Origin of the sequence: Polycladomyces subterraneus (assembly GCF_030433435.1) — a bacterium.
Classification (GTDB): domain Bacteria; phylum Bacillota; class Bacilli; order Thermoactinomycetales; family JIR-001; genus Polycladomyces; species Polycladomyces subterraneus.
The window spans coordinates 1-13,910 of record NZ_JANRHH010000054.1; the positions used below are offsets into that span (position 1 = coordinate 1).

Here is a 13,910-nt window from a genome sequence, read left to right on the forward strand (position 1 = left end):
ATACTTTTCTTTTTGAAATTCGTCTCCCCATTGCAACAGCGTCATGCTGTTCAGCGCCGTGTGAACGGAGACGAGCGTTCGGAAGGCGGTGTCTCCGCGCTCCAGTTCGGAACAGACGATAGCCAAGGTGATGTAGTCCATGCCTTGGCCACCGTACTTTTCCGGGATGCAGACACCCATGAGTCCGAGATCGGCTAGTTTATCGATGATGCTGGTTTCAAAGTATTGCTCTTCATCCCACTTTTCGATGTTTGGCATGATTTCCCGATCCACGAATTTACGTACCAGCTTCTTAACAGACAGTTGGTCTTCCGAATAAGAGAAGTCAAACATGCGATTCACTCCTTTGGGAGAATTTCGTTATCCGTATCGCCCATTTCACAGAGGATGATCTCCGGATTCATGCCAAATTTCGGATAGCTGCGCCGTTAGCAGCCTTTGAACCGAGGCTTTCGTTTTTCCAGAAACGCGGCCGTGCCTTCCCGCATGTCTTCCGTTGTGTATAAGAGGGATTGGGCCAACTTTTCAAGGATCAATCCCGTTCGCTGATCCGTTTCAAAGCCGGTATGGACCACCATCTTGGCTAATCTGACCGCCAAGGGACCTTTGGAAAGAATCGCTTCGGCTACTTTTCGCACCTCCTCCATCAGGTGCCCTTGGCTGACCACTCGGGATACCAGGCCGATCCGTTCCGCTTCCCGGGCATCGATCACGGTCCCCGTCAAGATCATATCCATCGCCCGTCCTTTTCCCACCAGACGGGCCAACCGTTGGGTTCCGCCCGCTCCCGGGATAATGGACAAATTGAGCTCTGGAAGGCCGAACTTGGCATTCTCCTGCGCAATCCGCAGATCGCATGCCATGGCCAACTCACATCCTCCCCCCAACGCATAACCGTTGACTGCAGCGATGGTCGGTTTCTCGTACTGCTCGATCTCATCAAACAAACCCTGCAGGACCCCAGCCAATCCGTCTCGAAAGGTTCGCTGGTTCAGTTGGGCGATATCCGCTCCGGCAGCAAAAGACCGCTCCCCTGCCCCGGTAAACACCACCAACTGAACCTGTTCGTTGTCCCGCCATCCTTGAAGAACCTCCCTTATCTCCCGAATCACCTGGGAGTTCAAGGCATTCCGCACTTCCGGGCGATTGATTGTGATGATTCCCATACCATCCACTACTTCCGTCAGGATCGTTTTCTTTTCCGTCATGGCTGAATCTCCCTCCCGTTTAAACACCCAATTTGACAGGTTTTCCTTTCAATGAACTCCCTCCCAACGATCCACTACGGTAAGTTGTGGGTGAATCTCATAATCCGCCGGGGTGATGGACTTCAATTCTTTCAAATCGAGGTGATCCCCGATTTCTACGAGAATCATCCTTCCCTCATTAAAGTGAAACACCGCGTGTTCCGTCACCAACACGTCCACTTCGCCACGAGCGGTCAAGGGGAGGGTGCATTCCGGAAGAATTTTTGGCTGTCCTTCTTTGGTTTGATGAGTCGTTGCGACGATCACCCGTTTAGCCCCCACCACGAGATCCATGGCTCCCCCGACCCCGAGGACCGTCTTTCCCGGAACAGCCCAACTGGCAATATCTCCCGCCTGGCTGACCTGCAAGGCCCCGATGATGGTGGTGTCCAAATGTCCGCCGCGCATCATGGCAAAAGAGAGGCCGCTGTCGAAATAAGAAGCGCCGGGGAGCTCCGATATTGGTTGGCGGCTGGCATTGACCAGCAGAGGATCGACCTGGTCCGGCGGCGGGGTTGGTCCCACTTCCAGCATGCCGTTTTCCGTATGCAAATGGATGGTGACGCCGGGGGGGATATAGTCATTGACCAAAGTGGGAATACCGATCCCCAGGTTGACCACATCCCCGTCCCTGAGCTCCAGAGCTGCTCTGCGAGCGATGCAATGACGAATCCGATCGCGCTGATTCATTCGCCTCACTCCGTGACAAGAATGTCGACAAACACGTGCGGGGTAACGATCGCCTCCGGGTCCAGACTCCCGACGGGAACAATTTCATCCACTTCTGCGATGGTCAAATCGGAAGCCATCGCCATCAACGGATTAAAGTTCCGGGCCGTTTTGTAATAAATCAGGTTCCCCAACTCATCCGCCTTGTGAGCTTTAATCAGGGAAACATCACCGCGCAACGCACGCTCTAAAACATACGGCTTGCCGTCGAAAAACCGAACCTCCTTCCCCTCAGCCAGCTCGGTCCCGGCTGCCGTCGGTGTGTAGAAAGCAGGAATGCCACTCCCCCCGGCCCGGATGGCTTCGCAAAAGGTGCCTTGCGGGATCAACTCCACCTCGATCCTCCCGGCATGGTATGCCTCCCCGACATCCGGATTGGTGGTGAAATAGGTCCCGATGACCTTTTTGATATGTCCCGCATTCAACAATTTCCCCAAACCCTGCCCGGGGGTACCGATGTTGTTGCTGATCACGGTCAGATCCCGGACCTCCGTCCGCTCCAAGGCATCGATCAGCCGTAGAGGGACGCCGGCCAAGCCGAATCCGCCCACCATCAAGGTAGACCCGGAGCGGATACGGCGAACGGCCTCCTCGGCAGATTGTCGGATGGCTGGCACATTTTCTCTCCTCCCTATCGGACGTATTCCTTCTTCAATTGCGCCGCAATGATGTTGCGCTGAATTTCCGATGTACCCTCATAAATCCGTGTAATTCGGGCGTCCCTGTAAAACCGCTCCACCGGAAACTCTTTCATGTAACCCATTCCGCCGAAAATCTGAACTGCCCGATCCGCGATGCGATTGTACACCTCCGAAGCATACAATTTGACCGTCGCCGATTCCTTGATGACTTTCTTTCCTTGATCCACCATGGCAGTCACCCGATACAGCAAACTCCTCAGTGTTTCAATCTCCATAGACATGTCCGCCAACATGTGTTGGATGGCCTGGTTTTCAAAAATCGGCTTTCCAAATTGTTTCCGCTGCATGGCGTAATCCATGGAAAGCTCCAACAGTTTCTCACATGACCCCAGGCAACGGGCTGCAAGTGAGGCTCGACCGTTTGCCAGGATTTTCAATGCGTTGACATAACCTTCTCCCTCCGCTCCCAAGCGGTTTGCCTCCGGCACCTCACAGTCTTCAAAAAACAACTGGCAAGTGTGGGATCCCCGAAGCCCCATTTTCACATCCGCCGGACCTCGGCTGAACCCTGGCGAATCGCTTTCCACCAAAAAGGAGGTGATGCCCTTGGCTCCCTTGGCGGGATCGGTGCTAGCCATGACGGTGATCACGTGGGCTTCCGGACCGTTAGTGATAAAGTGTTTCATACCGTTTAGCACATAGCGATCACCCTTGCGTTCAGCCCGGGTGCGCAGGTTGGCCGCATGGGATCCCGCCTCAGGTTCGGACAGGGCAAACGCTCCGAGCCATTCACCCGTCGCCATTTTCGGCAGGAACCGCTGCTTCTGTTCTTCCGTTCCCAACTCCACAATTCCGACGGTTCCAATACCGGTGTGTGCGCCAATTAAACTGGTGAAACCGTTATGGGTTTTCCCGAGCTCCTCTAACAGAAGGCACTTTTCCGTCATGCTCAAGCCCAATCCACCGTATTCTTCAGGAATGGAAAGACCGAACAATCCCAGTTCCTTTGCTTGCTCCACGACATCCTCCGGGATACGGTCTTCTTCTTCGATGACCTGTGCGACCGGTTCGACCACTTCCTTCACAAAATCCCTCACCACTGTCTGCAGCTGCCGGATTTCAGGTTTGACCGTAATTTCCATTGTTCTCACCCTCACTTTGCAACCTCTTCTTCTTTGTATGGAATCCGCCGCCCCTGCTCATCGTACCGGTAAACGCCCCATCCGGTCTTTCTTCCCAAACGGCCGGCTTTCACATATTGAACGAGAAGCGGGCAGGGACGAAACTTCTCTCCTAGCGTTTTATGCAGATACTCAAGCACTTTCAACCGGGTATCCCAGCCCACCAAGTCCCCCAATTCAAAGGGTCCCATCGGATAGTTCAACCCGAGCTTGATGGCCCGGTCGATCTCCTCGGGGGATCCGACCCCTTCCATCAACATATAGAACGCTTCATTGCCTACCAATGCGCTGATGCGGCTAGTGGCAAACCCCGGCCGTTCATTAATGCAGACAACTTCTTTTCCCAATTGCCAGGCCAATTTTTCCGTCTGCTCAACGGCCCAATCTGCGGATTGCAAGCCTCGAACCACTTCCACCAGCTTCATACGGTGAACGGGATTGAAAAAGTGCATGCCGCATACCCGACTGGGATCAGATGCGGCGGAAGCGATTTCGGTCACGCTTTTGGCCGATGTGTTGGTCGCGAGCACCACTTCCCCATCGCAGATGGCATCCAGCTGCCGAAACACGTGATGTTTGATTTCGAGATCTTCGACCACAGCTTCGATAACAAAATCACAATCCCGAAAGGATTCCAGCGAATCCACCGTTTCGATCCGGGTCAAGGCTTCCTCACCCCATTCCGGGGAAAGAGCTCCCTTTTCCACCTGCCGCTTGATGAGGGAAGCGATCTGTTTCACGGCATTTTCCAACACTTCAGACTGAACGTCGTACAAAACCACCGAAAAACGAGAGATCGCTGCTTGGTAGGCAATCCCCCTCCCCATCACTCCCGCACCGACGATACCGATCCGATGGATTTCCCGCATACCGATCCTCCCTCCTCAACTTTCGACTCGTTCCACAATTGTGGCGATTCCTTGTCCCACTCCGATGCACATGGTCACCAATCCATAACGGACTTGGCGACGCTTCATTTCGTAGAGAAGCGACGTCAACAACCGTGCTCCCGTGCTTCCAAGGGGGTGTCCGATCGCGATGGAACCACCGTTCACATTGCATTTTTCTTCAGGTATGTTTAATTCGCGCATGCATGCCACCGCTTGGGCAGCAAAAGCCTCGTTCAATTCGACCAAATCAATGTCGTCTATCGTCAAACCAGCCCGTTTTAACGCCTTTCGTACAGCCGGAACTGGTCCGATCCCCATCACCGAAGGATCTACTCCGGCAACCGCGGAAGAAACGATTCGCCCCAGAGGCTGAAGGCCATAGGCTCTCGCTTTCTCCGGACTCGCCAGAAGAAGAGCCGCCGCCCCGTCGTTGATCCCGGAGGCATTCCCCGCAGTCACCGTGCCACCTTCCCTGAACACGGGGCGCAACGCCTGCAATTGCTCCAGGGTGGTTTGCGGGCGGGGATGTTCGTCCTCGGTAACCCACCGGATTCCTTTGCGGTCATCGACGGGCACCGGAACGATTTCCTCTTTGAATTTTCCTTCCCGTATGGCAGCAGCCGCTCTCTGCTGACTCAGCAAAGCGAATCGGTCCTGATCCTCTCGGGAGACACCGTAACGCTCCGCTACATTTTCCGCCGTTTCCCCCATCGATTCGGGGGGATATCGTTCGGCCAACCGGGGATTGACGAACCGCCAACCGAGGGTGGTATCGTAAACGGTTGTATTCCCCCGCGGAAAGGCCCGATCGGGTTTCGGCATCACCAATGGGGCACGGGACATGCTTTCCACTCCTCCGGCGATCATCACGTCCCCTTCTCCCATCCGAATGGCCCGGTTTGCCTGGTTTACGGCCTCCAGACCCGAACCACACAACCGGTTGACCGTCACACCGCCGACGGTGACGGGTAAATCTGCGAGTAACAAAGCCATTCTCGCCACATTTCGGTTATCTTCCCCCGCTTGATTGGCATTTCCGAAAATCACATCTTCCACGGCTTCACCGGGGACACCGGTCCGTTCCAGCAAACCGCGAATCGCCACTGCGGCCAAATCGTCGGGTCGTACAGTGGACAAAGCACCACCGTAACGCCCCACCGGTGTTCGCACCGCTCCGACGATCCAGCAATCCTTCACTGTTTCTCACCTCCCGTTCCATATTCAAAGCAAAAGCCATGCCACATGGTGTTTCCCCATCATCTCAAAAGAGGGGCATCGTCCCTCCTCCCGAATAAGTCAAAAAAATAAGTCGATTCCGGTTTATAAACCGAAATCGACTTAAGAGGAACCCCTTTCTCTGATTCCGTATTTGTATGCCTTCCGCATGGCTGTGGACTGGCTGATGCCCAAATGCTGCGCCACCTGATAGGAGCTGTGGAATCGTTCATAAGCCTCGGCCAAAATCTCGCGTTCCAGGTGGGAGATGAAGTCGTTCAAAGATTGAAAGGAACGGTTGAAACCGGATAGTTTGTAGCTTTCCCCGTTAATCTCCGGGACCATCCCCCGTGACTGGCCATCATGGGAATCAGCGTTTCGATTTTCCCGTATTTCCGGAATATATTCCGGTCGAATCGCATCCTCCGGACAGGTGATGACCAGCCGTTCCACCATATTGGCTAGCTCCCGAACATTTCCCGGCCACTCGTATTCCTGCAGCTTCTCGAAAACTTCCGGAACAAAGTAACACGACTTGCGGTACTTTCGGTTATACTTGTCCAGAAAGTGAATGAGCAACGGTTTAATGTCGTTTTTCCGCCGTCGAAGGGGAGGAATTTCGATCGGAACCACGCTGATCCGATAATACAAGTCCTCCCTGAACTCCCCCTTTTTCACCATTTCTTTCAAATCGCGGTTCGTTGCCGCGATAATTCTCACATTGATTCGAACCGACCGTGTTCCCCCCACTCTTCGAACCTTTTTTTCCTGAATCACGCGCAAAAGTTTTACTTGCATCGCCAGAGGAAGTTCCCCTATCTCATCCAAAAACAAGGTTCCGTTATCCGCCAGCTCGAACATCCCCGGTTTCCCTTCTTTTCGGGCTCCGGTGAAGGCCCCTCCCTCGTAACCGAACAATTCCGACTCGATCAGCTCTTCCGGGATCGCACCACAATTGACGGTGATGAAGGACCCGCTTTCATACCGGCTGCTGTTTTTATGGATCATCTGAGCGAAAACTTCCTTACCCACTCCAGATTCCCCCAACAGCAAAACCGTTGCGTCAGTGCCGGCCACTCTCATCGCCAAATGATAGGCCTGTTGCATGGCCATATCGTTCATCACAATGGAGGGTTCTTCTTTTAGGTACAGCTTCCTCAATTCGGCTAGTTCTTTACGATACCTCTCCGATAACTTGCGCGTCTCGTCCAGTTCATCCCGAAGGCGATTTAATTCGGTCACATCCCGGATATTGGTAATCACCCGTACCACCCGGCCTTCGTTGTCAAAGACCGGATTCCCCGTAATGATCAGCACTTTCCCTTGTTTATTGGCTTGCACGGTGCTGACGGTTTTTCCTGTTTTCAACACTTCCAGCGTCACGGACTTTTTCAAAATTCCCCTTTTTTCCAGATACCGAACATCTTTCCCCACATAATACTCCTTCGGAATCCCCGTAAGCCTTTCAATCGCGGAGTTTGTATGAAGCGTGATCCCGTTGTGGTCCGTGATGTATATACAGTCATAGGAATTTTCGATGAGGGTGTCCAGATCCAACCCGTTGGGCGACGGTAGGGAAGGGTGTCCTTCAGTAGCGACCCTTTCCAACAAGTAAAGAAACCAACCTTCCAGTTCATCCAGTGCACAACAACGAACCCGGTATCTCTTGCCGCCGATCTCTTGAAGTTCCGGATGTTCCTTTATGGTAGTTGCTTGAATAAACGAAGCCCAGGATCGATAATCTAACTTTTCCTTTTCAAACAGTCGGAGCAACTCTCGATTTCCGTACCGGATGATACCCGATTCGTCCACGACCGCCATGGGACAGGGTGTCTGGTGCCAAAGATGCTGCCAATCGTGAAGTTTCTCAGCCATCGCCTACCCCCTCACAAAAGTGAATCCCCGAATTCTTCTGTCTCAAGCTAGGTTGTGTCTGGTGAATACTGTCCACATCGTTTTCCCGGTTCTCTGCACCTGCGCCATGCAAGGAAGAGGATCTCCGACCTGGAGCGCAGGACGCGGGCAAAGTACGCTTCGCTTTGTGAATCATTCCTGAAATTTCTAGTTCTTCGCTCGACTGATACAGAGGCGGAGGGTTGGTACTTCTTCATTTCTTCCGATATCGTATCGAGATCGTTGGATCGGTGTGTTCCAACATGACAGCTCAGTGTAATTGTATAAAAATGTCACTCCTATAAAATAAGTGGGCCTTGTTGAAAGCCCTCGGCCAGAAATTGGTACAAAAATTCCAAATAGAAGAGGATTTCACATGGCTCAATACCAGATTACAGTAGAATCGAAGATATTGCATCAGGTTTTTAGAAAGATTCCAAAGACATGGGAGTTGACATACCGATGTGAGGGTAGGGACAGCGAATCGGTAGCCAGCTGGAGAAAATGCGTGGGTGGATTTGGTCGTTTCGAACCACCGTTCCGACTGGATTCGGTTCATTTGCCAGCATTATCAGGATCCCACCTCGCAACCAAACAGAAAAACCCGAAACGGACAATTGCCGCAACGGGTATGTGGAATTTATTCACTTTGACTCATCATCTTGGCCAAAGCTTTCACTGCCTGGTCTGCCTTTTTTCCTTCAGCAGTCAAGATCATCTCTGTCCCGGGTGTGAGTGTTATGCTGAGAACTTCCAAAAGATTTTTCGCGTTTGCCTTTTTGTTCCCTTTTTGGATCGTGATCTCTGTATGAGGATACTTCTCTGCCTCCCGAACAAACTGAAGAACGGTCAGGACATGATCCAACCCGTCTTTCAGCTTCACGACCACCTTTTTTACCACCGGTTTCCCTTTTTCGAACACGTTTGCTCCATCAATTGGAGGCAAAGAAGGTGGGTTCGGCAAATCGTTCGATGGATCCAACGGCGGATTAGGATCGGTTTCGTGTCAGGAGGCTTTTTCGGCAATTGAGGGGGATCTTCCTCGGACCACGGTGGTTGATTCGGTTGACTCGATGGATCGTCAGAACGGGTTACGGGTCGATCTTCCGATGAATCGAAGCCTGACAAACTCGCCAGCAGATCGTTGACGGTGTCCGTCAGTGCTTTTAACCCGTTCGCCTTGGGCAACCGGCCCATATCTATCACAGGGCCGTTCGAAGACAAGATGACACCTTGCTTCGTTTCCAGGTCCACCTGCGGCATTCTGACACGGTCAGTATCCATCTGTTTCACCTTTAGATAGACATCATAAAGTACCACAGCGGGAAGCGGCTTGTCGATCTGCAAAAGAGGCCCTTTTATTTTAAATCCCAGAGCGGTCACATCAGCGACCAGGCCTTGGATCGATATGGGGCCCGCATCTTGAATCTCCATACCCCATTGTCCGGATGGGGAACTCTTTTTTCCGATGAGCAATTTCATATCGTATACTTTGGCTCTCTTTGCAAAAAGACGAACAGCCAACCTGTCATTCTCCGTGGTCGTTAGTGAAGGGATCAAGCCTTGTGCTTCAATGCGATCGGCACGGATCACGATACCTTCATCCAGGGACGTTCGGCTCAACACCGCCTTTGGTGCCTCATTCTTCGAAGAAACCTTTTCGTCCTTTTTCTTGAGGGTTTGCTGTTCACCGGACGATCGGCCCTCGTCCGGTGACCTTGTTTGAGCCGAAACCATTTTGTCACCAATAAAAACAAAACAAACTGACAAACCCACCGAAAGGGCCAGTACCTTCCTGAGGATCCTGCAACAAGAAGCGTACAAAAGCTTCCCCCCTCCATCCCCCGTCTGTTTACTTCAACCACTTCTGCCACGTGGCGGCCGCTTCCTGTTTGGCTGAGCTAACCCCCTCCACCCCAAAATGTTCCTTCTCATTGCTCTCGTTTGACGGTCGGGAGGTCGGTCCCCAAGCAATGCACAGGGACCCGCCTACAATACCCAACAATGTCCCAATCATCAGCCCTCCTAATGCTCCGATAATGGACACGATCGACAAAATCATCGCGAACGTCCCTAGAAGCCGAACATATTGAGGCATCAACCAACCTATCACCCCGCAGCTGAGCACGAGCGTGCCGAACAGCATTCCGGCAAAGGCAAAGCTCCCCGGCACAAAGGCCATCCAATGCAAATTGACGGGAATCCATAAAATAACCAGTCCTGACAGGCAAACCAGCGTAAGGGCCAGTTTTGGGCGCCTTTTTTCGTCAAATCGGCGATCTGTCCGCAAACTGATCTCCGAATTGCTCAAAGACCTTTCTTCCACAGCTCTCTTTCGCATGTTGACACCCCTTTACTTGGCCGAAATCATCTCCAACTGCATGGAAAGCCCTGGCAGAGAGATGCTGTTGGCAAACATGTAGTGCCCTTGAATGAAAGGCTTTTTCAGCACGAGGCTGGGTGCCGACAAATTGAATTTTTGCTGCCAATCGCTGCTATATTTCTCTGCAATTTTCATTTTGTTGAAAGACGCGTCCGCTTGCAGCTTGCTCAAATCGAGAACCAATCCTGAAGCTTTTACATCCTTGGACGCAGTGATGAGCACCCGCACTTTTCCCTTACCAGGAACATTGAGATCTTTGTAAAGCTTCAACTTCTTGATCACCGCATCCAACTGTGCGCTTCCCTGGGGATATGCCGCCCGCTCACTAGTTTCCCCAATCTTTGGCAACACCTTGAAATTGCTGATTTGGATCTCATCCGCCAGGATAATAAACCCACCAATCCCCCCGATAGGGACGGCCAGCGCCACACCCCCAGTCCAAATCCCCAGCACCAACGTAAACACCAGGCACAGAGCGACGAACATACTCAACCAGAACCTTTTTCCATGGTACCTAGGTCATTTCCCCCTTACTTTGGGTCAATGTATGTCATTCAAGCTCATTTGGAGCGAATGACCCGCCATATGACGTAAACGCTGACGGCAGCTCACCAAAGCATCCCGGAGGCCAGCCAACGAAGGGAGGGAATCGCTTTCAACATTTCCGTTCCAAAGGAGATCAAGATGGAGGACCCCCACGAACAACCCGCTGGTCCATTACAGCCAAGGCCATCCGATTGACCGTTTTGTTAACGTTGTGCACCAGAAGGTCATTAACATCTCCGTTCTAATTTTTATAATATTCCGTTAATTATCATGGGTAGATGCGTCGATCGCACTGGTCTTTCCACTGAACTGAATCGGTATAGCGGGGCGCGATCATAACCTTCCTTGAGATTCCATCCTATCCCCTTTTCCGCGACGTTTGCTGGATCATTATGTCTGTGAATCTATGTGTTGGATCACTCCTCTGTATGATTGAAAGGACTGCGCTCATACAGATGATTTAATTCGATTGTATTATAGTACAGCTAAATGAGTATTGACAAGTTATTTTTAGAAAAATTATATAAGTATAATATATTTAAATTTGTTAGGTTATTATCAAGGTATATGCAGACGGAGTTCGACATCGGAAGCCTTATCACGGGCGATTACGATTACGGAGAGGGACTTGGTGATGATCCCTTCTAACAATCCGCATCCCACTATGATGTTGAAGGCATAGCGTTGTTTAAAACGGAGGATAAGATGCTTCGGCATCAGACGCTGCCCACTCAACCGGCTGCCATTACGACAACCCGGGCATTAAAAAAGATCGAAGCATCAGCTTCGATCGCACAAAGTCCGCAGTCTCCCGTCTGCATCATCCAACGCAACAGCCAGAGTTGATCGACGGGAAATGCGACAGCTACTCTAAAATGACAGCCTTTACTTCCCTCCCGCACAAGGTGGTGTGCGATCGGGTTTCCATAGATTGGCGGCACAACCCACTTCGTCGAAGTTGACGTCGCGTCCCACTTCATGCACCTGCATCCAAAACTCAACCACACAATCTAATGGGTGGGTCACCGCCTCCGGGTCGGTGAAGAAATAGGTAATTTCCTCGTCTGGATCCTCACCGGCCGAAAAGGTAACATACAACACTGTACAAGGCACCGTCCCCTTGGCCGGATCGTGAATATCGAATCGCGCCTCGTGGCTGATCATCAACGCGGATATGGGATGTTCTCTTTCCTCCGTTTCCCCGTCCTGCCGGCGGAAACGGATACGCAACAGATCCTGTTCGTCCAAAACTTCGAAGGATTCCGCCGTTCCGAACACATGCAATGCCTGCTGTGGGATACTAATCGTGCCCACCATCAGGTTTCCGCATTGGGAAATCGCTTTTTTCAGCTTGGCGTCTAAGTCTTTAGGGTACATTTCTCGAGCAGTCGCCTGAAAATTGACTACATATCCGTGGGGAAACACCTTCATGATACCGGTCTCCTTCGTCTTCAACTGCCCTCGATTATACCGAAGGCGAGAGCCCGGTTCAACTCGACTGCCGTTTGGCTTTGCGTTCTTTTTCCAATTGCCTCAGTACTACCCGGCGAATTTTGCCGCTGGTCGTTTTGGGCAATTCTGTGACGAACTCGATTTCCCTGGGGTATTTGTACGGAGCGGTCACCTGTTTCACATGTTCCTGCAGTTCCCGAACCATTTCGTCGGAGGCATCCTCCGGTCGTTTCAGAATGACGAATGCCTTGACGATCGAGCCCCGGATCGGGTCCGGGCTGGCCACCACGGCACATTCCTGCACCGACGGATGTTTGACCAGGGCGTCTTCCACTTCAAACGGCCCAATCGTGTAGCCTGAACTGATGATGATATCGTCGGAGCGTCCCTCGAACCAGAAATACCCATCTTCATCCTGACGTGCCTGATCGCCGGTCAGGTACCAATCCCCTCGAAAGGCTTTCGCCGTTCGCTCCGGATCACGGAAATAGCCCTTGAACAACGCTGGTGCATCTTTGTGAACGGCGATATCCCCCACCTGTCCAACCGGAACCGGATTGCCCTCCTCGTCGATGATGGCCACGCGGTTGCCCGGTGTGGGTTTCCCCATCGACCCCGGCTTCACTTTCATTCCCCTAAGCGTTCCCACCAGAAGTGTGTTTTCCGTCTGTCCGTAACCGTCCCGCACTTCGACATTGAAATAGCGGCGGAACGTGTCAATCACTTCCCTGTTCAGCGGTTCTCCGGCACTGACGGCACTGCGTAGCGACGACAGATCGTACCGCTCCAGACCGTCCACTTTGGCCATCAGTCGATACTCGGTCGGCGTACAGCACAGGACATTCACTTTGTATTGCTCCATCAGGGAGAGATACTTTTCTGCAGAAAACCTTCCTTGATAAACAAATGCCGTGGCACCGGACCCCAGGGTGGAGATAAACGGACTCCACACCCATTTGGCCCATCCGGGACCCGCTGTCGCCCACACCACATCTGATGGACGGATATCCAGCCACAGCCTGGCTGCTACCGCCTGATGGGCAATCGCCCAACTATGGTGATGGATCACACCTTTGGGACCGCCAGTGGTACCGGATGTATAAGCCAAAAAAGCCACATCGTCACTGCGGGTGCGGGGAAGTTCCACTGGTTCCCGCTCCACTGTAACCAGCGGTTCCCAACCTTCTCTCTCGTCGGCACCCACCACCCATCGATGCAAGAGGAACGGACAGTCCCTGGCTGCCTCATCCACCCGTTGCGTGAGCGACGCATCGGCAATCACCGCTTTTACTTCTGCATGCTGCAAACGGTAACGAATATCCGATGGTTGCAACATCTCGGAGCCGGGCAATACCACCAAACCCGCTTTCAACACACCCAAATAGGAGATATAAGCTGAGGGATGACGCGGTAACAAAATCATGACCGGGTCACCCTTGGACAATCCTTTGGCAAGCAAACCACTGGCCAAGCGGTCAGAACGCAGTTTCAGCTCACGATAAGTGACAGTTTGACGATCTCCTTTGTCATTTTCCCACAAAATGGCCGCTTTATCCGGGGAGTGAGCGTGTCGGTCCACATCCTGAGCCAAGTTGTAATATGTCGGAATTTCCATCATGAGATCCATGCATACATCGCCTCCCGGTTACGTGGTGACGCTTTCAATAATTACGACAGCAATGATTCCAAATCCTCTGAAATTTGTTGGAAATGAGAGGGGCAGCGACATGTGT

15 protein-coding genes are annotated in these 13,910 nt (G+C 52.2%); 1 reads left to right on the top strand and 14 read right to left on the bottom strand.

The features are described 5' to 3' along the window. The 12 genes from NWF35_RS15390 to NWF35_RS15445 all read right to left on the bottom strand — a co-directional run. A partial coding sequence (locus tag NWF35_RS15390) for an acyl-CoA dehydrogenase family protein (RefSeq protein ID WP_301240301.1) occupies positions 1-333 on the bottom strand: 333 nt, incomplete at its 3' end. Positions 334-428: 95 nt separating this feature from the next. Beyond that, positions 429-1,208, bottom strand: a complete 780-nt coding sequence (locus tag NWF35_RS15395; protein ID WP_301240303.1) for an enoyl-CoA hydratase/isomerase family protein — start codon at positions 1,206-1,208, stop codon at positions 429-431. A 48-nt stretch (positions 1,209-1,256) separates the two neighbouring features. Further along, the gene (locus NWF35_RS15400; protein ID WP_301240304.1) at positions 1,257-1,937 is read right to left on the bottom strand and encodes a 3-oxoacid CoA-transferase subunit B; all 681 of its coding nucleotides are present in this window, start codon (positions 1,935-1,937) and stop codon (positions 1,257-1,259) included. A 5-nt stretch (positions 1,938-1,942) separates the two neighbouring features. After that, the gene (locus NWF35_RS15405) at positions 1,943-2,593 is read right to left on the bottom strand and encodes a CoA transferase subunit A (protein ID WP_301240306.1); all 651 of its coding nucleotides are present in this window, start codon (positions 2,591-2,593) and stop codon (positions 1,943-1,945) included. A gap of 14 nt (positions 2,594-2,607) precedes the next feature. Then, on the bottom strand, positions 2,608-3,759 hold the full coding sequence (locus tag NWF35_RS15410) for an acyl-CoA dehydrogenase family protein (RefSeq protein WP_301240477.1): 1,152 nt from the start codon (positions 3,757-3,759) through the stop codon (positions 2,608-2,610). An 11-nt stretch (positions 3,760-3,770) separates the two neighbouring features. Then, positions 3,771-4,667, bottom strand: coding sequence for a 3-hydroxyacyl-CoA dehydrogenase NAD-binding domain-containing protein (locus NWF35_RS15415; protein ID WP_301240307.1), 897 nt, complete (start codon positions 4,665-4,667; stop codon positions 3,771-3,773). Positions 4,668-4,682: 15 nt separating this feature from the next. After that, positions 4,683-5,885 (bottom strand): thiolase family protein, encoded by a 1,203-nt coding sequence (locus NWF35_RS15420; RefSeq protein WP_301240308.1) that lies wholly within the window; start codon positions 5,883-5,885, stop codon positions 4,683-4,685. A 141-nt stretch (positions 5,886-6,026) separates the two neighbouring features. Continuing rightward, the gene (locus NWF35_RS15425) at positions 6,027-7,778 is read right to left on the bottom strand and encodes a sigma-54 interaction domain-containing protein (protein WP_301240310.1); all 1,752 of its coding nucleotides are present in this window, start codon (positions 7,776-7,778) and stop codon (positions 6,027-6,029) included. 658 nt (positions 7,779-8,436) lie between these two features. Continuing rightward, entirely contained in the window at positions 8,437-8,685 is a 249-nt protein-coding gene (locus NWF35_RS15430) for an HPr family phosphocarrier protein (protein WP_301240312.1), read from the bottom strand. A 5-nt stretch (positions 8,686-8,690) separates the two neighbouring features. Further along, entirely contained in the window at positions 8,691-9,422 is a 732-nt protein-coding gene (locus tag NWF35_RS15435) for a hypothetical protein (protein WP_301240314.1), read from the bottom strand. A gap of 226 nt (positions 9,423-9,648) precedes the next feature. Next, a complete protein-coding gene (locus tag NWF35_RS15440; protein ID WP_301240315.1) occupies positions 9,649-10,137 on the bottom strand; it encodes a DUF6114 domain-containing protein in 489 nt (162 codons plus the stop codon). Between the two features lie 12 nt (positions 10,138-10,149). Then, a complete protein-coding gene (locus tag NWF35_RS15445) occupies positions 10,150-10,665 on the bottom strand; it encodes a DUF6230 family protein (RefSeq protein ID WP_301240478.1) in 516 nt (171 codons plus the stop codon). 765 nt (positions 10,666-11,430) lie between these two features. Here NWF35_RS15445 and NWF35_RS15450 point away from each other — a divergent pair. Next, complete coding sequence (locus tag NWF35_RS15450; RefSeq protein WP_301240317.1) at positions 11,431-11,571, top strand: hypothetical protein; 141 nt, start codon at positions 11,431-11,433, stop codon at positions 11,569-11,571. A gap of 39 nt (positions 11,572-11,610) precedes the next feature. Here NWF35_RS15450 and NWF35_RS15455 read toward each other — a convergent pair whose 3' ends face one another. Beyond that, a complete protein-coding gene (locus NWF35_RS15455; protein WP_301240319.1) occupies positions 11,611-12,156 on the bottom strand; it encodes a hypothetical protein in 546 nt (181 codons plus the stop codon). 58 nt (positions 12,157-12,214) lie between these two features. After that, a complete protein-coding gene (locus tag NWF35_RS15460; RefSeq protein ID WP_301240321.1) occupies positions 12,215-13,804 on the bottom strand; it encodes an acetate--CoA ligase in 1,590 nt (529 codons plus the stop codon). Positions 13,805-13,910 lie beyond the last annotated feature (106 nt).